Source organism: Vibrio sp. Y58_MX_L22, assembly GCF_024181865.1.
Classification (GTDB): Bacteria; Pseudomonadota; Gammaproteobacteria; order Enterobacterales; family Vibrionaceae; genus Vibrio; species Vibrio alginolyticus.
Window position 1 is genome coordinate 322,141 of the sequence record NZ_JAMZAN010000001.1, and the last position, 20,181, is coordinate 342,321.

General features: G+C 45.5%; 16 protein-coding genes. 8 read left to right on the forward strand and 8 right to left on the reverse strand.

Going from position 1 to position 20,181, the window contains the following annotated elements; translation table 11 throughout:
- The first annotated feature begins 466 nt into the window (after positions 1 to 466).
- The 7 genes from NL626_RS01345 (at position 467) to NL626_RS01375 (ending at position 9,247) form a co-directional block, all read left to right on the forward strand.
- Positions 467 to 1,573, forward strand: a complete 1,107-nt coding sequence (locus tag NL626_RS01345) for a M20/M25/M40 family metallo-hydrolase (RefSeq protein ID WP_253656915.1) — start codon at positions 467 to 469, stop codon at positions 1,571 to 1,573.
- Positions 1,574 to 1,837: 264 nt separating this feature from the next.
- Positions 1,838 to 3,448, forward strand: a complete 1,611-nt coding sequence (locus NL626_RS01350) for a peptide ABC transporter substrate-binding protein (protein WP_253656916.1) — start codon at positions 1,838 to 1,840, stop codon at positions 3,446 to 3,448.
- A gap of 144 nt (positions 3,449 to 3,592) precedes the next feature.
- Positions 3,593 to 4,513 carry an oligopeptide ABC transporter permease OppB gene (oppB, locus tag NL626_RS01355; RefSeq protein ID WP_253656917.1) on the forward strand — a complete coding sequence of 307 codons (921 nt, stop codon included), beginning with the start codon at positions 3,593 to 3,595 and terminating at the stop codon, positions 4,511 to 4,513.
- A gap of 9 nt (positions 4,514 to 4,522) precedes the next feature.
- Positions 4,523 to 5,455: an ABC transporter permease subunit gene (locus NL626_RS01360; protein ID WP_248487544.1), complete on the forward strand. Its 933-nt coding sequence runs from the start codon at positions 4,523 to 4,525 to the stop codon at positions 5,453 to 5,455.
- A 10-nt stretch (positions 5,456 to 5,465) separates the two neighbouring features.
- Positions 5,466 to 6,449, forward strand: coding sequence for an ABC transporter ATP-binding protein (locus tag NL626_RS01365; protein WP_053303146.1), 984 nt, complete (start codon positions 5,466 to 5,468; stop codon positions 6,447 to 6,449).
- 9 nt (positions 6,450 to 6,458) lie between these two features.
- On the forward strand, positions 6,459 to 7,451 hold the full coding sequence (locus NL626_RS01370) for an ABC transporter ATP-binding protein (protein WP_053306923.1): 993 nt from the start codon (positions 6,459 to 6,461) through the stop codon (positions 7,449 to 7,451).
- Positions 7,451 to 9,247 (forward strand): aminopeptidase P family protein, encoded by a 1,797-nt coding sequence (locus NL626_RS01375; protein ID WP_253656918.1) that lies wholly within the window; start codon positions 7,451 to 7,453, stop codon positions 9,245 to 9,247. The genes NL626_RS01370 and NL626_RS01375 overlap by 1 nt, the downstream gene beginning before the upstream one ends.
- A 160-nt stretch (positions 9,248 to 9,407) precedes the next feature.
- Here the strand turns inward: NL626_RS01375 and NL626_RS01380 are convergent, their stop codons facing one another.
- Both NL626_RS01380 and NL626_RS01385 read right to left on the reverse strand, forming a co-directional pair.
- Positions 9,408 to 11,852 (reverse strand): collagenase, encoded by a 2,445-nt coding sequence (locus NL626_RS01380; protein ID WP_213893802.1) that lies wholly within the window; start codon positions 11,850 to 11,852, stop codon positions 9,408 to 9,410.
- A 351-nt stretch (positions 11,853 to 12,203) separates the two neighbouring features.
- Positions 12,204 to 12,737, reverse strand: a complete 534-nt coding sequence (locus NL626_RS01385; RefSeq protein ID WP_047100692.1) for a hypothetical protein — start codon at positions 12,735 to 12,737, stop codon at positions 12,204 to 12,206.
- A 445-nt stretch (positions 12,738 to 13,182) separates the two neighbouring features.
- Between NL626_RS01385 and NL626_RS01390 the strand changes: the two genes are divergently transcribed.
- The gene (locus NL626_RS01390) at positions 13,183 to 13,617 is read left to right on the forward strand and encodes a hypothetical protein (RefSeq protein WP_042521922.1); all 435 of its coding nucleotides are present in this window, start codon (positions 13,183 to 13,185) and stop codon (positions 13,615 to 13,617) included.
- A gap of 120 nt (positions 13,618 to 13,737) precedes the next feature.
- On the opposite strand, the gene NL626_RS01395 is transcribed toward NL626_RS01390, so the two are convergent.
- The 6 genes from NL626_RS01395 to NL626_RS01420 all read right to left on the reverse strand — a co-directional run bounded on the left by NL626_RS01395 (position 13,738) and on the right by NL626_RS01420 (position 20,165).
- Positions 13,738 to 14,586, reverse strand: coding sequence for an ABC transporter permease (locus tag NL626_RS01395; RefSeq protein WP_006741629.1), 849 nt, complete (start codon positions 14,584 to 14,586; stop codon positions 13,738 to 13,740).
- Between the two features lie 2 nt (positions 14,587 to 14,588).
- Positions 14,589 to 15,869: an ABC transporter permease gene (locus tag NL626_RS01400; protein ID WP_191116081.1), complete on the reverse strand. Its 1,281-nt coding sequence runs from the start codon at positions 15,867 to 15,869 to the stop codon at positions 14,589 to 14,591.
- Positions 15,866 to 16,987, reverse strand: coding sequence for an ABC transporter ATP-binding protein (locus tag NL626_RS01405; protein ID WP_005377849.1), 1,122 nt, complete (start codon positions 16,985 to 16,987; stop codon positions 15,866 to 15,868). Before NL626_RS01405 ends, NL626_RS01400 begins: the two co-directional genes overlap by 4 nt.
- A gap of 73 nt (positions 16,988 to 17,060) precedes the next feature.
- Positions 17,061 to 17,975, reverse strand: coding sequence for a dihydrodipicolinate synthase family protein (locus NL626_RS01410; protein WP_054577902.1), 915 nt, complete (start codon positions 17,973 to 17,975; stop codon positions 17,061 to 17,063).
- Positions 17,976 to 18,031: 56 nt separating this feature from the next.
- A complete protein-coding gene (locus NL626_RS01415) occupies positions 18,032 to 19,006 on the reverse strand; it encodes an ornithine cyclodeaminase family protein (RefSeq protein WP_054577903.1) in 975 nt (324 codons plus the stop codon).
- A gap of 85 nt (positions 19,007 to 19,091) precedes the next feature.
- Positions 19,092 to 20,165, reverse strand: a complete 1,074-nt coding sequence (locus NL626_RS01420; RefSeq protein ID WP_054576452.1) for a polyamine ABC transporter substrate-binding protein — start codon at positions 20,163 to 20,165, stop codon at positions 19,092 to 19,094.
- Positions 20,166 to 20,181: the final 16 nt, after the last annotated feature.

Consider the following 20,181-nt stretch of genomic DNA (forward strand, 5'->3'; position numbering starts at 1 on the left):
AATACGTGGGGAGAAATCTTTATCTTGGCGATTTTTACGCATAATTGTAAAATATATGTTACACACAGGAGGCGCGTCGAACCCACTTTCGTAAACATCAAACAAACTGCTTATTTTCAATATATTAGATTGATATTTTCGGCTTTACGCCAACACACAAAATGTAAACAAGTTGTTACCTTGGCATTTTATCTTGGCAACGTAGCTCAAAAAGTAAAAGGGGATGGAAAGTCTATTGCACCCTATCTCTATCCGATTTATTCATTTGATCCTGCAAAACATCAAAAGTAATGTTTCGTGACGCTTCATACAGTTCGAAAGACTCATCGGTCAGAATCGTGTCATGGATACCCCTTTATTGATTCACCTCAGTTTTATTCAAAAGTAACTGTGCCATAAGTGGTGCTCTGTTCCCTATCGAGCCGAGCCACAAGGCTTCACGCTCGATCAGAAAAAGAGACATCTAATGACACACATTAATCAAGAACGCCTAGTTAAACACTTTTGCCAACTAGTACGTATCGACAGCGAATCAAAAAACGAAAAACAAATTGCAGAAACACTGGCAGAACAGCTAGGCGAGCTAGGCTTTACCATACGCAAACTTCCAGTACCTGAGCACATTTCTAACGGTTTTAACGTGTACGCCCGTTTAGACGGCAAAAAAGACGGCTCTATTCTAATGAGCTGTCATATGGATACGGTCACTCCAGGTATTGGCATTGAGCCACTCATCGAAGACGGCGTTATCCGTTCAAAAGGCAATACGATTCTTGGTGGCGATGATAAATCTGGTATTGCTGCCATCATGGAAGCCGTTCGTTGTATTCAAGCGGAAAACCGTGAGCACAAAACGTTAGAACTTGCTTTCACCGTGTATGAAGAAGGCGGTTTATTCGGTTCACAATACTTCGATATGTCACACGTCACTTCAACGGAAGCAATCGTGTTAGATACGGGTGGCCCTATTGGCACCATTGTGACCGCAGCCCCAGGCCAGCAAAAGATCATGGCAAAAATCAAAGGTCGACCAGCACACGCAGGGCTTGCGCCAGAAGAAGGCATCAGTGCGATCATGGTGGCGGCTGATGCTATCAACCAAATGAAGCTGCTTCGCATCGACGAAGAAACGACAGCCAACATCGGTATGGTTAACGGCGGTCAGGCCACAAACATTGTTATGCCTGAATTAAAAATCGTGGCAGAAGCACGCTCCCTGAATGGCGATAAACTAGATGCTCAGGTCAATCATATGATCTCAACATTAGAGTCTGTCTGTGAAAAACACAGTGCAGAAGTCGAAATTGAATCTAGCCGAGCCTACGACGCTTTTGTTATTGAAGAAAACCACCCACACGTAAACGCTATAAAAGCAGCGTTTTCAGAGTTGGGAATTGACGCCTTCACAAAAGGCACTGGCGGCGGTAGCGATGCCAACAACTTTAACAAGAAAGGTCTCACAACTGTCAACCTTTCAACTGGCATGGCAAAAGTACACACGACAGAAGAGTTTATCGCGGTAAGTGATATGGTCAAAATCACTGAGTTCGTGAAACATTTCCTAGTCAGTTAACGTCATGCCTTTTGAAGAGCAGACTGACTATCTTCCCCTTCTAGCCTGTGCTTGAAGGGGATTTTAATTTGTATCGAAGCAAAATTACTTCCCGTCATGCCAACTTGATATCAGATCTTCAAAGAAATTCCCCTAGCTCACTTTTTGAGACCAGACAGCTCAACACCCGACACCCTGTTACAGTAATGTTAAAACTCGATTGTGCAGACAATTTATACAATATACATTTTTGGCATCTTTCAGGATGAAAAGAGTGAGACAAGGATGAAATTACCTAAGTTGCTTTTATTAGCGTCGATGATGAGTCCAATACTGGCGACATCAAGCTATGCCGCGCCGTATCCCGCAGGAGTGACCCTCGATGAGACACAAGAAATTACGCTAAACAATGGAGCTGAAGTTACTTCTATTGATCCAGCCAAGCAAGCCGCAGAGCCCGCTTTTAATCTCGGTCGAGACCTGTTTGAAGGTCTGGTCATTCAAGATAAGCAAGGTAAAACCATTCCTGGTGTTGCTGAGTCTTGGTCAGTCAATGACAACAATACGGTTTATACCTTCCACTTACGTGATGCAAAATGGTCAAATGGCGAAACGGTCACTGCACAAGATTTTGTCTACAGCTGGCAACGCTTACTGAATCCAAGCACTGCTTCACCCTACGCTTGGTTTGCGGCCATTCCAAATATCGAAAACTCGCAAGCCATTATGAAAGGCGACGCCGCACCCGAGTCTTTGGGCGTGAAGGCGCTGGATGAAAAAACGTTCCAGGTAACACTCGAAGAGCCTATTCCCTTCTTTACGAAACTATTAAGTCATCCAGTGCTTGCCCCCGTTCATAAAGCGACCATTGAAAAACATGGCAACCGTTGGACCCAGCCTGAGCATATCGTTACAAATGGTGCGTTTACTGTCTCTGAATGGAAAGTTAACGAAAAACTGGTGATGGTTAAAAATCCACATTATTGGGACGCAAGCAATGTAGTGCTGGAAAAAGTCACCTGGCTACCAATTGGTGATGCAAACGTAGTGCTAAACCGCTACCTAGCTGGTGAGATAGACCAAGCGGTTTCCATTCCTGCCGCTCAGAAGAAAAAGTTAATTCAACAACGCCCACAAGAAGTGGCAAGCACCAGTGCGTCTCTTGGCTCCACATTCTATTACCTCAACACTCAACAAGGGCCAACAAAAGACGTGCGAGTTCGTAAAGCCCTCTCATATGCCATTGACCGTCAACTGTTAACGAGTGCTATTTTGAGAAACGGTGGGGTTCCAATGTATACCCTTGTGCCACCTCAAACAGATGGTTTTAAATCTCACACTCCTGAGTTCGCAACTTGGAACCGCCATAAACGTATCGAAAAAGCGCAGCAATTACTGTCAGAAGCTGGATACGATAAAAGCAATCCGCTTAAGTTGACGTTTACCGTACCAACTTTCTCGATGGACGTAAAAATGGCAACCACCATGGCAGGCATGTGGAAAAGCCGATTGGGTGCGCAAGTCACGATAAAACAGCTAGAACCGAAAGTGTTCTACGCACTTAAAGAGCCGACCGACATTACTCGCGGCGGCTGGACGGCCGACTACAATGAAGCCTCTACGTGGTTAGATATCTTTGTTTCTAGTGGCGAGTACAACGATTCTCGTTATAACAACCCGCAATACGACGAGTTAATGGCTCGATCAAAGACCATGAGCAACCCATCAGAACTGTATCTACAAGCAGAAAGCCTGCTGATTGAAGACATGGCCATTATTCCTATTTATCGTCCGGGTAACGATCAATACCTCATCAAGCCTTACGTGGGCGGCTACGAACTGACAAACCCTGAGTCGTCGTACTACCGCAAGAATGTCTATGTAAAAGCCCACTAAAAGCATGTTTTCGGTCTGAGTCGGCAAGTTCAATGTTTACTTGCCGTTCCTCATATCTCTCGGTGGAGAAGGCAACCTGAGCTCAGACCATTTTTTATTCATAACCGTTCGAAGTGATTTCGGATGACCAAAGGATGATGGATCATGATTTGGTACATTGTTAAGCGATTAGCTATCGCTATCCCCACGCTTCTATTCATCGCACTCGCATCATTTTGGCTGATGCACATTGCACCAGGGGGGCCATTTGATATGGAACGGCCTATGCCAGAAGTGGTACGTGCGAATATCGAAGCAAAATTCCATTTGGACCAGCCCTTCCTTACTCAGTTTTGGATTTACATTGGTAATTTCATACAAGGAGATCTCGGTCCGAGCTTCGTTTATCAAGACTTCAGTGTTACACAGCTCGTCGCACAATCATGGCCAGTTTCAGCAGTATTAGGCGTACTCTCCTTTTGCATTTCCGTTCCACTTGGCATGTTGCTTGGCACCATTGCGGCATTGAACCGAAATAGCCGCCTAGATTACGGCCTGATGACACTTTCGATGACTGGAGTTGTGGTTCCGGCTTTCGTGCTTGCTCCAGTTTTAGTCATGATCTTCGCCATTCAGCTCGGCTGGTTCCCTGCTGGTGGTTGGGAAGGAGGAAAGCTGGCTTTTCTTGTTCTTCCCGTGCTTAGCCTGGCGATTGGCTCCATTGCGAGTATTGCACGCGTCATGCGTGGCGCAATGATTGAAACGCTCAACCAACCATACATTCGAACGGCAAAAGCCAAAGGTTTGTCCACAACCTACATTTTATTCCATCACGCTTTGCGACCATCCCTGATTCCCGTCGTTGCGATGCTCGGCCCTGCGTTTGTGTCTGTCGTGACAGGCTCGGTGATTATCGACATTTTCTTTGGTACAGGTGGCATGGGACAACACTTTGTGTCTGGGGCTCTCAACCGCGACTACGGCCTAGTAATGGGCATTACTCTGATTGTCGCTTCACTCACTATCTTCTTTAACCTTGTGGTCGACTTGCTATATACGATTATCGACCCTCGTATACGCGTTTAGGAGTCCGGCATGTTAACGATCAAAAAACTGGATACACAAGCTCTTCAAGATCAAGTCGTCGACAATATTGAAGCCGTCGAAGGTCGCAGTCTTTGGCAGGATGCATGGACTCGATTTCGTAAAAACAGAGCCGCGATGACATCAGTGTATGTTTTGGCTTTCATTACCTTATGCATCACTTTCGGCCCCTCTCTTGCCGCTTTTGGCCATGATGAAATTGACTGGGAAGTGCTCATCGATCCATACGAGCTAGGGAAACCTTCACTGAGCAGTGGCCATTACTTTGGTACCGATGATCTCGGGCAAGATGTCTTTGCTCGCACGATGCAAGGCGGCAGGCTCTCTATTTTGGTGGGTTTTGTCGGCGCCTTAGTCGCCGTTGTTATTGGTACGATTTGGGGAAGTATTTCCGGCTATCTTGGCGGCGTTGTCGATAGCGTAATGATGCGCATTATTGAGATGCTCGATTCGGTGCCATTTATGTTTATGGTTATCCTGTTTGTTACCCTTTTTGGCAACAACATCTACCTGATTTTTATCGTGATCGGAATGGTATCTTGGCTGGGCATTGCCCGTGTTGTACGTGGTGTCACCTTCGGTCTAAAAAAGCGAGAGTTCATCGAAGCCGCACACTCTATTGGGGTTTCTAAATTGACAATTGTCCGACGCCATGTTCTGCCTAATGTGCTTGGGATCGTGATGGTTTACTCCTCCTTAATGGTACCTGGATTCATTATGTTCGAATCGTTTTTAAGCTTCTTAGGGCTTGGTGTTCAACCACCAGACACGAGCTGGGGAATCCTAATTTCCGAAGGCGCAAAAACGATTGACGTGGCATTGTGGATGCTGCTTTTTCCCTCTCTGTTTTTAGTTGCCACCCTCTTTTGTTTTAACTTCATCGGCGATGGCTTGCGTGATGCTCTTGACCCGAAAGACCGATAAGGACAAACCCATGCTATCTATTGAAAACATGAACGTGCGCTTCGATACACCAGATGGGCAAGTGCAAGCGGTCAGTAATCTCTCCTACTCGATTAAAGCGGGCGAAACTCTTGGGATTGTTGGGGAATCAGGTTCGGGAAAAAGCCAATCTGTTTTCGCATTAATGGGGTTAACCGCGGATAACGGCGCCGTGTCTGGAAGCGCAATGTTCCACGGTGATGATTTACTCGCGATGTCGAAAAAGCAGCTCAACCGCATCCGTGCAGAGAAAATCGGAATGATCTTTCAAGATCCGATGACGTCACTTAATCCATTCATGAAAATTGGCAAGCAGCTTTGTGAAGTTCTCATGATTCATAAAGGAATGAGCCGAAAACAAGCAAAAATGGAATCGATTCACATGTTGGATGCGGTGCGTATTCCCTCTCCCGAAACTCGGATGAATCAATACCCTCACGAATTATCTGGCGGAATGCGTCAGCGAATCATGATAGCGATGGCGTTGTTGTGTAAGCCCGAGTTGTTAATTGCAGACGAACCAACCACCGCATTAGATGTAACCGTTCAGGCTCAAATTTTGACGCTATTACGAGACTTACAACAAGAGTTCAATACGGCTATTTTACTGATCACTCACGATATGGGCGTCGTCGCCGAGATGTGTGATCGCGTATTGGTCATGTATGGTGGTCAAAAAATGGAGCAATCCGATACCGAGACATTGTTCGCTCAACCTGCGCACCCCTATACTCAAGGTCTGCTAAAGGCTATTCCTTCTATCACTGAAGATATGCCGCGTTTACCAACCATCCCAGGTAACCCACCAAGTGCGTTGATTAACCATAAAGGGTGTCCGTTTAGAGAGCGGTGCGAGCATCGAGAGACGCGTTGCCAATACGAAACCCCACGGTTTTCTCCATTAAACACGAGCCAGTCCATTGCCTGTCACGTTAAAGCACCCAGTGTTATCACTCCCATTCAAATAAAAGCTTAAGGAGGCGTTATGAATAAAAAAGAAGTCCTCATGTCTGCTCGTGATTTAAACGTCCACTTTCCTGTTTCACGTCATCTTATTCCAAGTCGACGTAAAATCGTGAAAGCGGTCAATGGTATCGACTTAGATGTTTACCGAGGTGAGACACTTGGCATTGTGGGGGAATCAGGCTGCGGAAAATCAACACTTGCACGCGCCTTACTTCGCTTAATTGAACCTACACATGGCGAGTTGACTTGGAAAGGTCAAGACATGCTCGGGTTTAGTAAAAAAGAGCTTTCCTCTCGACGCAGAGAATTTCAGATGGTGTTTCAGGACCCATCCGCTTGTTTGAATCCGAGATTAACCATCTCAGAATGCATCGCCGAACCACTGCTCACCCACGAGCCACAACTTAAACGGGCAGAGGTAGAAAAGCGTGTCATCGCTATGATGGATAAAGTGGGTCTCTTGGCGAGCCAGCGAAACCGCTATCCACATGAATTTTCCGGAGGTCAATGCCAGCGTGTGGGCATTGCCAGAGCATTAATTCTCAATCCAGATTTGGTCGTGTGTGATGAACCCGTTAGTGCGCTAGACGTCTCCATACAAGCTCAGGTCATCAATCTTCTAGATGATCTTAAACAAGAAATGGGGTTAACACTGGTGATGATTGCGCATGACTTAAGCGTGGTGCGCCATATCAGCGACCGCGTTATGGTGATGTATCTTGGTAAACCTATGGAAGTAGGACGTTACGATAAAGTATTTGATGATGCACAACACCCCTACACCAAAGCACTGTTATCTGCTGTCCCGATAGCTAATCCGCAATTAGCACGTGACCGTGAAATACAACTATTGCCCGGCGACCTTCCTTCTCCACTTAATCCACCGAGCGGTTGCGTTTTTCGTACTCGATGCCCAGAAGCAACAGAAGTATGCGGGCAACAGAACCCAATAAAAACAGGCTCGGAGCAGCATCATATCTATTGCTCAAATATGACTTTAGGAACCATTTAATGAACAATACTAACTCAGTAAACCAACGCCTTACGTTATTGCGTGAGGCAATGTCCTTTCACAACGTGTCTGCATATATCGTGACCAACAATGACCCACATAACAGTGAATACTCAGCGGTTCATTGGTTAGCGCGAAGCTGGATTTCAGGTTTTACCGGCTCAGCAGGCGATGTCGTCATTACCCAACAAGGTGGTGGCCTGTGGACTGATGGTCGTTACTATATTCAAGCTGAAGAACAGTTACACGGCACAGGACTTGAACTGTTTAAAGCCAAACAACCAGAAACGCCGACAATTACCAAATGGCTGGCTACCACGCTCCCAGAAAACAGTATTGTCGCGGTTGACGGGCGCGCCATCAATTACGCTTTTTATCAAGGCCTCAAACAAGCCTTTGAAGCGAAAAACATTAAGATCATTCTCGACCTAGATTTGCTCACACCGATTTGGCTTGAAAGACCACCTCGCCCAAGTGCACCCGTATTCGAGCACCCCACCGCTTTTGCTGGCGTTGACACAGAAAATAAGTTAGCGAGAATCCGTTCTTTGTTAACCGAGAACCAAGTAGATAGCTTATTAGTGTCAACGCTAGATGATGTCATGTGGACAATGAATATTCGAGGTGGTGATACGAATTACTGCCCAGTTTCTGAAGCCTATCTAATCGTAGAGCAATCACTTGCGACACTGTTTATTGATAAGGCCAAACTGCCTCAAGACGTTGAAAGAGCGCTGACCGAGCAGAGTGTACACATTCGCCATTACAACTACGTAAGTCAGTATTTGAATCAGCAATGTGAGGGATTATCGCTCGCTTTTAGCCCTACCCACACAGACAGCTTATTGGTGAGTTCGATTGAACGGAATGTGAATCTAAAACCAATGGCTTGCCCTGTAACGGCAATGAAGGCCATAAAAAATGAGACCGAACTAACCTGCCTAGAGCAGGCATTAACAGATGATGGTGTGGCAATCGTAAGGTTTATGAACTGGCTCGAAGAGCAAGTTCCAAGCGGACTCGTTACAGAATTGTCTGCTGAGGCACAACTGAACCACTATCGCCGTCAAACCCGACATTATGTGAGTGACAGTTTCCGCACTATCGCAGGCTTCGCAGCTCACGGGGCAAAAATGCATTATGCCGCCGATGAAGAAAGCAATGCGGCAGTCAATGAAAGCAACTTCTTTCTCGTCGATTCTGGTGGCCAATACCTTGGCGGGACAACAGACATCACCCGTACTTTCCACTTCGGGTCACCGACCATTAAGCAGCGCAAAGATTATACCTTGGTGCTCAAAGCGGTCATCCGACTGACTCAGACTCGATTCATGAAAGGCTCTACGGGTGCCAATCTTGATATCATGGCGCGTGGCGTCTTATGGCAACATGGTATTGATTACAAGTGCGGCACTGGACACGGCGTGGGCATTTGCTTGAATGTTCACGAAGGCCCACAAAATTTCTCGCAAAGCCACCACGAGGTTGAACTAAAACCGGGTATGGTCATTACTAATGAGCCAGGCGTTTATCGCGAAGGTGAGTACGGGGTAAGAATAGAGAACATTCTTAAAGTTGTAGAGGTAGAACAAAATGAGTTCGGCACGTTTTACGGTTTTGAGACCATCACTCTTGCTCCAATTGCGACCAACGCCCTTGACTTATCAATGCTAGATCAAGCAGAGCTAGACTGGCTCAATCATTACCATTCACGAGTCTATCAAGCGCTTAGCCCTTTTCTTGATGCGCAAGATAAAAACTGGCTTCAACGCACAACCCAACTTATTGAGAAATAGGATATCAGCAAGTTTTATAACGTTTTCATTTTCATCTCAAACTCCTTGTTTGCCAGCCTTCGGGCTGGTTTTTTTATAGAGATAACGGCGTAAAAAACAAAAACGCCCCGCAATGTTAGCGAGGCGATCAATTAAATTAAAATGATGCAGTTAAAATGCCCTACTGACGACACTTCTGAGCATCAAAATCAACGACGATGGCGGCATTCTCAAAGTCACCAGAGACTTTAACGTAGCCCCAGTAGTTACTCTGATTTGACAACGTAATACACTCTCCATTACCAATATTATCTGACCACCCGTGACGATTAGCACCATCCGGCCAACCAGAGTTACTGTATTCAAGCTTTAGGTTGCCCGTACCATTCCCCGTCGTTATCGCCAGATTTGAGCTCTCATTCACCGCTGGCACGCTTAGCCAAATGGTTTGTTGATTTGCCAAGCAAACGGGCTCTCCTGCTGTTAGGCGCCCACCGCTTACTTTACTTTGCACCGCGCAGTCTTGTGGCAATGTGTCATTACCGCCCAACGTTGAGATAACAACACTATGAGTGGCGGTTGCCGTCAAGCCTTCACTGTCTGTCACACTTAGACTGACCGAATACTCCCCTTCACTCCCATATTGGTGCGTCGGCTTGGTTTGTGTACTTGTCGAGCCATCACCGAAGTCCCATAAGACGCTGACGATCTTCCCGTTTGGGTCTGTACTGTTTTCACTGCTAAATGTAATGCTTTCACCGACTTTCCCCTTACTGTTTGCGGTTATGACTGCATTAGGTGCACCATTTGAGACAAGGGCTTGCTGCCACTGCTCAAACTCACTTTGATACAAATTCGCCCATTGGGTGATCGTGGCCTTGTAATTGCTCCAATTCCCTTGGCGCGTTTCCACCAGCATTTGGTTTACGTCATCTTTATGATTTTCAAACATAAAACGTACAGCTAAGTACCCCCAACGATAAATTCGATCGACATCAAACCCATCATAAGTAGTCTCGAAAATCTCACTTAAGGTATATGTCGAGCCGTCTAGAATCGTCTCAAGTGCTGCTTGGTTGTCATTTTCTTGAGCGACATACTCTGCAATGCCTTCACTCCACCACACTATTTTTTCAGTTGGATGACTAAACCCTCCATAGAGATCAAATCGACCATCTAAGTAATGCACGTATTCGTGCTCTAAGTTCCAGACAAAGTGATCCGCGTTCGCATAAGAGGCTTCATAAGCAATAAAGTTGGGAATATTCCCCGGCTGGGAAGGGTCGCCCTCCAAGTACATACCGCCATTGTCAGTACTAATATCGAAAATTGGCCCTGCGTACTTACCATAATCAGTGCTTGAATCGAAGATATTGACTTGGAGCTGAGTGTTGTGGTCATCTTTTACTGGTTGTTCACCAGTTTCTAAAGACTGATGAAAGTAAGCCTCTTCGTAGCCCATTTTAGAACATGCGGCCGCGTGTTGCTCTTGCGTCATATTCTGAGACAAAATTCGGATTGTCGAGCTACAAGTATAAGTTTGCGATAGCACCAAGCCTTTTAGCTCAGTTTCGAAATTACAAATTCCGAACTCACTACAATCTGCGTAATATGAGGCGGTGTCCGCCGCCGCAAGCCAAACCGCGTCACCCCGACCATACATTTCATACTGTTCAAAGATTCGACTTAGCTGACTCTTCACCACAGAACTCGCGTTACCCGCATACTTGGTCAAACGCCCGAGCTCTCGCCCCGCATTCGCGGCCATAAACTCATCTTCAGCACCGATTGATGACGCCCTTAGAGCGAAATCGCCTAAAGCTTTGGCAAGGTCCGTTTGGTTGCCAATTATTTGCACAAATTGCTCGTTCCACTGCCCACCAAACAAAATAGTAAAAACACCGTTAACCGCATTGCGCATATACCAGTGCTGGGCGTATTGATCATTCCAACGAGTAAGCCACTGGGTCACTTGCGGTAAGTACGCGTGCTGCAAGCCCGCACTATCCATAGTGATGATGACCTCACTAAGCACTTTGCCGTGACGATCGCTGTTCTCGTAGAAGTTTGCGTTGTTAACAAATGCATCCACTGATTCTTTCACCGCTGGTGTGACCCATTCAATAAATGAGATGTTGTCATTGTAAAACTCGGCGTAATAACCCGCGCGTAAGTATAAGAACAACGTTTCTAGTTCATCGCTCCCGCCACCCATATAACCCTTCGCCAAGGTCGTAGTGTGCTTAGCGATGTTGTACATATGATCGGAACTAAATACCGACTCTTGAATCCGACTTTCAGCAGAGAATAGCTGGTTCACACACGTCGCGCCCTGACTTAAAATTTCGCCGATCAATTGGTTACTGCTTTCGGTAACCAATGCTTCCAAATCACAAGCAGTGCTCGACTCATCAAGGCTTTCAAGTGACTGTACTCGAGTTGCCTTGGAGAGCTGAATAGGGAGAGTTGCGGTTGGTTGGTATTCAACTTGATTGGATTCAACACCGTGTGTATGAGCCGAATGTGCATGTTGCTCTGTAACTTGAGAAACTGGCTCGCTTAACGCAAATACGCCAGTACTGGTTAATGTTGTCGCAATCGCGACACTCAAAATCTTCAGTTCCATCTAATTTCTTCTATATTGAGTTTTCCTTAAATGCATTACGTCTTTTGCATCGCCACTGCCCTTATTACTGCAAGAGCATCTCCATATAATCTACTAGCAAGACAAGAAGAAACATTTTGTTAACAACCAGACGTGGCGGTATCAGTTTTTGGTACCAGAAGGAACACGGAGTGAGCTTTAAAAATTCGTATTTGTTAAAAAATAGAGATGGGCTAGAGAAGAAACGTGTAGTTATACGAGTATACCCAGCACGTTAAATGGCTAGGTATACTCCAAAGTGGGTCGATAAAAATTCGCGAATCAAAGCCCCTAAAGAAGGAATCGGACAATGGGATAATACTTTTGTAGGCTCTAGGCTGCTTTGTGGTCGAAGAGTGCGGTAATTTGCTCTTTTAACGCGTGCAAAAATTCGGTATTTGGTGTGTTTTCAAGGTACATTTCATACTCTTTAGAGTTATAAAAGTACTCATGTGCAGATGCGTTAAGGATCTTACTAAAAGATAGTGTTTCCAACTCGTCTTCAAGGGAACGACTGCTCAATTCACCATATCCTAAATCGCTATCCTCAGCGAATTGGGACTCAATGTTGCTGACATATAAAGCACAATCCTTAATACAGAACTCGACATTACTTATACGTTGCTCGATGTCTTTGAGCTGATCACTGTTCCATTTAGACTTCTCTTGCTCAAGCTTATCAATAAGCCCACTTTCACGAAGCCTTGAATTGTTATCTTTAATTCTTAGTAGCTCATCAAGCACTTTATTAAACTCAGTTTCAGCTCTAAGTCTTAAGATTTCCAAATCCTTGGAGAACAGCTTTGCTTTAAGTTCACTCGCTTGGTACAAGCCAGAGATAGCAGCATTTCTTTTAACTCCAAACATAAAAACCCACCCAAAAGATACTTATTAAAAAGTAGCACACAAAAAGCCAGATAGAAGACGCAAGGTTTTCGTCATTAGGCTACATTCTACGAACGACACTCGATTGTAGCGCAATAAACAGAATTTTCATCACCATGAAACACATACTATTTGAATGAAAATCACACAGTTACTTTGATAAAAGTATTTATTTCAGAAAGAGTAAGACGTGAGTATGTGATGATGTATATTGACGCTTCAAAACAAAAAACGCCCACACTCTACTACCCAAGTCAAATACTAATGTCAGAAACTGGACAAATCACTCACTATTTACAGTAATAAGAAGTCACTGTTTCATTGAAAATCAAAGTGTCAACATAAAGATGGGAAGTAACCGAATAATAGACGGCATCGCTGATGAAACGTTAGAATGCCACTACTTTAATAATCTTCCATAATATTTATGACCGACGCTGATATTGAGCTACAACACCTTTGGTTAGAAGTCCAAGCCGAACGCTGGCAAAACCTGCCACGCTTTTTATTCAGTTACTACTGCTACAAGCACAACCTTGTCAGTAAAACCAACAAAGTTTGTTGGGAGACGGCACGTGCAAGACTGCCCGCTTCAACATCAATAAAAGAGCGAAAAAAGGCGGTGGTTGAACCGTTAGTCTCTGAGGAAACCGTCGTTGGGTTATTGAAATCCATCAGCAAAGATGGGGAAATGACGTTTAACGTGATGGTAACCACACTTAATGCGTTTTTGCACTATGTTGTGATTAGCAAGGAAGAGAAAGCCCGACTTAAACCAAACATGCCAGCTAGTTGGTATCAGCGATCAAACAAGTCGCCTTTGGCACGTTTCGAGCAGGCTGGCATTAATCTACAGGAGTGACATGTCAGTCATCGCTGATGATAAACACAAAAGACAAGCGCCTACAATGAGGCGCATTTGGTCAAAAATTGAGGAGCACCTAAACAAAAGTGCGTAGCGAGCAACAAAGAAAAAGTTTGGTTATTCTTGAATGCCTCGAATGCGTACATTACGCCTACGTAGAACTTCTAAAGTCACGAGCAAACACACCGACATAAAAATCAGCAACGTAGCGACCGCCAATATAGTCGGACTGATTTGCTCTCGAATTCCTGACCACATCTGCCTAGGAACGGTTTTTTGTTCTGCCCCAGTCAGGAATAACGCCACCACAACCTCGTCGAACGAAGTGCCAAAAGCAAACAAGCCGCCAGAAATCATCCCCGGACGAATCAGAGGAAAGGTAATGTGTCTGAAAGTATAAACAGGGTTTGCTCCTAAGCTAGCCGCCGCTTTTACCAAGCTATGGTCAAAGCCGCTTAACGTCGCAGTAACGGTAATGACGACAAAAGGCGTACCTAACGCAGCGTGTGCCAAAATGACGCCTAAATAAGTTTGTGATAAGCCAAGGCGTGTGTAGAAAAAGTACATCGCAGCAGCAGAGATAATGACTGGTACGATCATGGGCGAGATCAACAGCGCCATAATCGTATTGCGAAAAGGCAAGTTACTACTTGCTAAACCCAACGCCGCCAGAGTTCCCAGCCCTGTTGCAACGAGTGTCGCCATAAAAGCAATGAACGTGCTATTTTTCAGCGCCAACAGCCACTGATCACTAGTAAACATTTCTTGATACCAGCGAGTAGAATACGCTGCAGAGTCAAGGTTTAACATCCCCTCGGTAAAAGTAAAGTAAGGCGTTGCATTAAACGATAACGGGATGATGGTCAGAATTGGAGCGATTAAAAAGAACAGCACCACCCCACAAAAAGCTAAGTAACCTGCGTAAGCAACTCGCTCTACTTTTGATGCATAGTTTGGTAATGCCATGGTTATCCCCCTACCTTAAGGTTGTTAATGCCAACCACACGGTTGAACATATAAAACAGAACCAGTACAACGAACAAAAGCAGTCCACCCAATGCGCCAGCCATCCCCCAGTTCAGTGATGTCTGCATATGATAGGCAATCATATTGGAGATCATCTGTCCGCTTCTTCCACCAACCAAAGCGGGCGTAATGTAGAAACCAATAGAAAGAATGAAAGTGAGCAAGGCCCCCGCACCTATCCCAGGTAACGTAAGCGGCATATAAATTTTCATGAACGCAATGAAAGGCGTCGCGCCTAGAGAACGAGCGGCACGGAAATAAGTTGGGCTAATTCCTTTCATTACACTATACAGAGGCAGGATCATAAACGGCAACAGAATGTGAACCATAGACACCACCGTTCCGAAGGTATTGTGAATCATCTGAATTCGCTCAGAAGTAAAACCCGACCAAATAAGGAGATCATTAATGACCCCTTGGTTTTGCAGCAGAACAATCCAAGACGTGGTTCTGACTAATAATGATGTCCAAAATGGCAGCAGCACAATAATTAAAAGTAAGTTCGCGCGCTTATCAGGTAAATTGGCAAGCAGGTAAGCAACGGGGTACGCCATCACCAAACAAATTAAGGTGATTGAGATAGACATCCAAAAAGTTTTAAAGAAAAGGTCGACGTATATTTGGCGTTTTTCTGGTTGGGGCTCAATGTCTCCAAACTCATTCACTTGCAAGTCTAGCGCTGCAAGATAATGACTGAATGTTAATGCGCCACTAAGATTCTTAAACGCCGCCCAATATTTAGGATTAGCCCAACGCTTATCCAGCTTAGCTAGCTGTGTCACCGAGATCGGCAGCGACGTCAACCGAGACAACTTTCTGCCGGTTTTCATGAGTAAACTGCGCATACCAGACTCTTCAATATTCATCCGGTTGGCTATTTTCGGTAGCTCTTTGCTTTGATAAAGCGCAAGTACCTCAACAGAGAATGCCTCAATGACTTCTTGATGAGGCTGACCTTGATAATCCCAACTTTCTAAAGCTTGAATAGTTTGTGGGAGTGACTGGGATATTTCTCGGTTATCCACGCTTCGAAAAAGCATGTCGAGGATAGGAAAAGCAAACGTAAGCAGAATAAAACACACCAATGGCGTTGTGAGCATAATGGAGCGAAGCTTTTTTCGGCGCTCTGCCTTTTGCAGCTGCGCTTTCAGATTGGTTTCTTGCTCATGAACTTGGCGTTCGATTTCCAATACAGAATCTAATGCGGTTAGCTCTCGACTCATGCTGCTACCTCGCTACTTTGAGTTTGTGTCCCATCAAGAGCATGGCAATCGTCACTTTGCCAACCAATACGACAAATTGAGCCAGGCGTTAACTGCAAGTGTTTACGATTATCGTTAGGTACTTTAACGATGAAGTGACCAACGCTCTCTACTTCGACGACCAGACGATAATGATCACCGTGATAAATCAATTCTCGTAGGACGCCCGAGACTTGGTTCTCACAAGACGCTTTCTCTGGTTGAATAACAATCTTTTCTGGTCGAATGGAAAGTGTTGTTCTCTGCCCTTGCTCAGAGACTCTGACAGGTTTCGCAGTAAATAACTCTTTCCCAACGAGCACTTGGCAATACTTTCCGTTCCACTCTTTGACTAAACCTGAGAGTTGGTTGTTTTCTCCGATAAACTGCGCAACAAACGTATTACTCGGAGATTCATAAAGCTCGGTTGGTGTCGCGAGTTGTTGCACTTCGCCGTGATTAAAAACCGCAATACGGTCGGACATAGTGAGAGCTTCGTCTTGATCGTGCGTCACATACAAAATGGTAATGCCAAGCTTTTCATGCAAATGTTTAATTTCCATCTGCATTTGCTCACGCAGCTGCTTATCTAACGCGCCTAGTGGTTCATCCATCAACACGAGTTTAGGCTCAAACACTAATGCTCGCGCTAACGCAACACGCTGTTGTTGACCACCTGATAACTGCTTCGGGTATCGAGTCGCAACATGCTCAAGCTCGACCATTTCTAATACACTCTGAACTTTGCTTTGAATCGTGTCACTGTCGAGTTTTCGCACCTTTAAAGGAAACGCAAGATTCTCAGCAATGGTCATATGTGGAAACAACGCATAGTTTTGAAACACCATACCAATATCGCGCTTGTGCGGCGCGAGATGATTGACAGGAACGCCATCGATATAAATGTCTCCACCGGTCGCAGTTTCAAAGCCTGCTAGCATCATCAAGCAAGTGGTCTTGCCCGATCCTGACGGCCCCAACATAGTAACGAACTCTCCAGGAGTAATATCTAAGTTGAAGTCTTTCACCACCAAATTCGTGCCATCGTAGGTTTTCTTAACGTGTTGAAAGCTGACATAGTCCTTGTTTTCCGTGCTCATGACTTCCCTCTTCTCATTTTTTGAATATTACGAATGAGTAGAGCGTCAGTTAACGCTCTACTAAACAGCACAATTACAGATTGTATTTGGATAGGTCTAAGCGGGTTTCTAACGCATGTTCAACCATTTGAATGACTTGTTGACGCTCTTCACCTTGTAAGAGTTGGCGTGGCGCACGAACTTGTTCAGAGCCACGTCCGCAGACTTGCTCGGCCAATTTTATGCACTGAACCAGCGTAGGAATGGTGTCTAAACGCAGTAGGGGTAAGAACCAACGGTAGATCTCTAACGCTTCAGCATAACGACCTTGGCTTGCCAGTTTATAAATCGCAACGGACTCTTCTGGGAATGCGTTGGTTAAACCAGAAATCCAGCCGGTCGCACCTAGCATCAATGATTCAAGAGCGATGTCATCAACACCACTGAACACGGTAAAGCGGTCATCAAATTTATTGTAAAGCTCAGTGATACGACGAGTATCAGTGGTCGACTCTTTGATAGCTACAATACTTTCAAACTCAGCCAGTTTCGCCATAATATCGAGGTTTACATCGACACCATAAGCAACAGGGTTGTTGTAAATCATGATTGGCATTTCTGGCGTTGCCTCTGCTAGCGTGCGGTAATATTCGAACGTTTCGCTCTCAGACGTGCGGTAAACCATGGCAGGCATCACCATACAACCATCGATACCAATTTTGTACGCATCCTGCATGTAATCAACAGCTGCTGTGGTAATAGACTCTGCTGTACCAGCAATCAAAGGCACACGGCCATTTACGACTTCTTTTGCCGCTTGCAAGACCTGGCGTTTCTCCTTCGGGTACAACGCGCAGTTCTCACCGACAGTACCTAAGCAGATAATGCCATTCACACCATCTTTAATCTGGTTGTCTATAACGGTTTGCGTTGCGTCTAAGTCGATTGACTGATCTTGACGAAATTGCGTACTGACCGCCGGATAAACACCTTTCCAATCAATTTTCATGAACTACTTTCCTTATATGTATATTGTATGCAATTTAAATGAACGAGCGAAAATGCTCAGACATGGCTATCTATGCCATTTTCTAACAACACCGCCTTTACAGCGGCCAAATCAGCCAAAGCACTGCCAACTGATTTGTATAAAGTAATGACCTCATCGTTTTGACGTACTGAGATTTGTTGGGCGCAAAGCTGCGGTAATTCCCCTTTGATATCGTCTGACGTGAATACGCCCTCTTGAATTGGAATGAGAAGATCGCCCGCTTCGGCTAATACATTAATACGGCTATCAACATACACCTGTGCTCGTTGCACTGCTTTAGAGTCGCATTCACGCTTGTCCAAGTCATGATTACCGACCAAATCAATATGGGTGCCCGGCTGCACGTCTGCGCCATTAAACAAAGGCTCTGCTGATGCAGTAATACAGCTGATGATGTCAACGTGTTTGATAACGTGGTCCACTTTTTCTACGACTGAAACGCGAAACCGACGCTCATCAGGAAGCGACTGATACTCTGAAGATGACACAATGGCATCTACCGTCGCCTCGGCTTTATCTGAGTTACGCCCCCAAATATAAACCTGCTTAAGTGGGCGAACCGCAGCGTATGCCCACGCAAAATAAGGCGCAAGATTGCCCGTTCCGCAGATCAACAGACGATCAGCATCGGGACGCGCCAAATAGTCCGCTGCCAACGCAGAAGCTGCGGCGGTGCGCCAAAACGTTAAAACTTTACCGTCCACGAGTGCGAGCGGCTCACCATCGTTTCGTCTAAAAACAAGCAGCTTAGATGCAAGCGTATCTTTGCCTTGCTCAGGGTTATGCGGGAAATACGTAAAGGCTTTCACCGCAATCAACTCCTGGTTCCAAGCTGGAAGTAGCGCAAACGCCTCGTATTCTCCCTCTTCTAAGGGCATGACTCGGCGTTGAGGTATTGTTGCTGGCCGCGAGTACATTTCACGCATCGTTTCAATAAGAGACTTCATTGTTAAACATTGCGCGACTTGCTGTGCTTCGATGACTTTCATCATTTCTCCGAAAACATAAATACAGTTGAGGAAAGTACGGAACCTCGCTTATGGATGAAACTCGACCCCATACACAAATTAACGCCTAGTTAAGCAGCCAGGTATTGAACTCTTCATTTAGTTCATCCGCGTAGTCTGACCACCATTCATCGTTAATCAGGAAGGCGGTTTGGAAGTTTTGAGGTGCGGTAGGAAGGTTCGCTAAAATGTCTGGGTTCACCTCCGCCGAAGACGACTTACGCGTAGGCCCATAGGCAACGTACTTAGCTTGATCAGCTAATGGTTTTGTTCCTGAAGAAAAAGCAATGAAGTCCAATGCAAGCTTTGTGTTCTCACTCCCTTTAGGTATCGCCCATCCATTCATGTAACCCATTTGACGGTCCCATATAATCCGAAATGGTTGACCTTCATCCTTACGGGCATTGTGGATTCGGCCGTTAAACGCCGAGGCGATCACCACTTCTTTGTCTGCAAGCATTTGAGGTGGCTGGGCACCTGTTGTCCACCACAGCACTTCTGATTTGATCGTATCCAACTTAGCAAAAGCACGCTCACGCCCCGCTTCGGTTTCGAGCAGGCTGTAGACCTCTTCTGGCTTTACACCATCAGCCAATAGTGCCCACTCAAGATTACCCTGAGGCTGTTTTTGCAATGCACGTCGACCTGGAAAAGTTTTTAGGTCAAAGAGATCGGTCAACTTGCTAGGCAAAGCCTTACCTTTAAACGCGTCTTCGTTCACCGCTAATACAGTGGACACTACGATGGTATTGATTGCGCACTCGTGAATCGCACCATCAATAAAATCCTCTTGTGCTGGTGTTCCATCTGCGCCCGGAGGCAAAATACTTGGGTTCACTGGTTCTAGTAACCCTTCGGCGCAACCACGAACAATGTCTGGCTTGTCGAGAGAAACCAAATCCCAGCGCACGTTGTTCGCTTCCACCTGCGCTTTAATTTCGGCTAATCCGCCGCTGAAATCCTCGGATACGATCTCGACACCTGTTTTTTTAATGAAAGGCTTGTGATATGCCTCCACTTGGCTCTTGGTGAATGCACCACCCCAAGATACGACCGTCAATTTGTCTTCAGCATAAGCAGAGGTCCCCAACAGCATTCCTGAAATCAACAGCGCCAATGGTGCTTTGGTCATTCGTGACATGTTTTACTCCTTTTGG

Bases quoted from the DNA above. Each gene is read 5' to 3' on its own strand.
- NL626_RS01345 (WP_253656915.1), top strand. From the start codon at position 467: ATGACACACATTAATCAAGAACGCCTAGTTAAACACTTTTGCCAACTA.
- NL626_RS01350 (WP_253656916.1), top strand. From the start codon at position 1,838: ATGAAATTACCTAAGTTGCTTTTATTAGCGTCGATGATGAGTCCAATA.
- oppB (WP_253656917.1), top strand. From the start codon at position 3,593: ATGATTTGGTACATTGTTAAGCGATTAGCTATCGCTATCCCCACGCTT.
- NL626_RS01360 (WP_248487544.1), top strand. From the start codon at position 4,523: ATGTTAACGATCAAAAAACTGGATACACAAGCTCTTCAAGATCAAGTC.
- NL626_RS01365 (WP_053303146.1), top strand. From the start codon at position 5,466: ATGCTATCTATTGAAAACATGAACGTGCGCTTCGATACACCAGATGGG.
- NL626_RS01370 (WP_053306923.1), top strand. From the start codon at position 6,459: ATGAATAAAAAAGAAGTCCTCATGTCTGCTCGTGATTTAAACGTCCAC.
- NL626_RS01375 (WP_253656918.1), top strand. From the start codon at position 7,451: ATGAACAATACTAACTCAGTAAACCAACGCCTTACGTTATTGCGTGAG.
- NL626_RS01380 (WP_213893802.1), bottom strand. From the start codon at position 11,852: ATGGAACTGAAGATTTTGAGTGTCGCGATTGCGACAACATTAACCAGT.
- NL626_RS01385 (WP_047100692.1), bottom strand. From the start codon at position 12,737: ATGTTTGGAGTTAAAAGAAATGCTGCTATCTCTGGCTTGTACCAAGCG.
- NL626_RS01390 (WP_042521922.1), top strand. From the start codon at position 13,183: ATGACCGACGCTGATATTGAGCTACAACACCTTTGGTTAGAAGTCCAA.
- NL626_RS01395 (WP_006741629.1), bottom strand. From the start codon at position 14,586: ATGGCATTACCAAACTATGCATCAAAAGTAGAGCGAGTTGCTTACGCA.
- NL626_RS01400 (WP_191116081.1), bottom strand. From the start codon at position 15,869: ATGAGTCGAGAGCTAACCGCATTAGATTCTGTATTGGAAATCGAACGC.
- NL626_RS01405 (WP_005377849.1), bottom strand. From the start codon at position 16,987: ATGAGCACGGAAAACAAGGACTATGTCAGCTTTCAACACGTTAAGAAA.
- NL626_RS01410 (WP_054577902.1), bottom strand. From the start codon at position 17,975: ATGAAAATTGATTGGAAAGGTGTTTATCCGGCGGTCAGTACGCAATTT.
- NL626_RS01415 (WP_054577903.1), bottom strand. From the start codon at position 19,006: ATGAAAGTCATCGAAGCACAGCAAGTCGCGCAATGTTTAACAATGAAG.
- NL626_RS01420 (WP_054576452.1), bottom strand. From the start codon at position 20,165: ATGTCACGAATGACCAAAGCACCATTGGCGCTGTTGATTTCAGGAATG.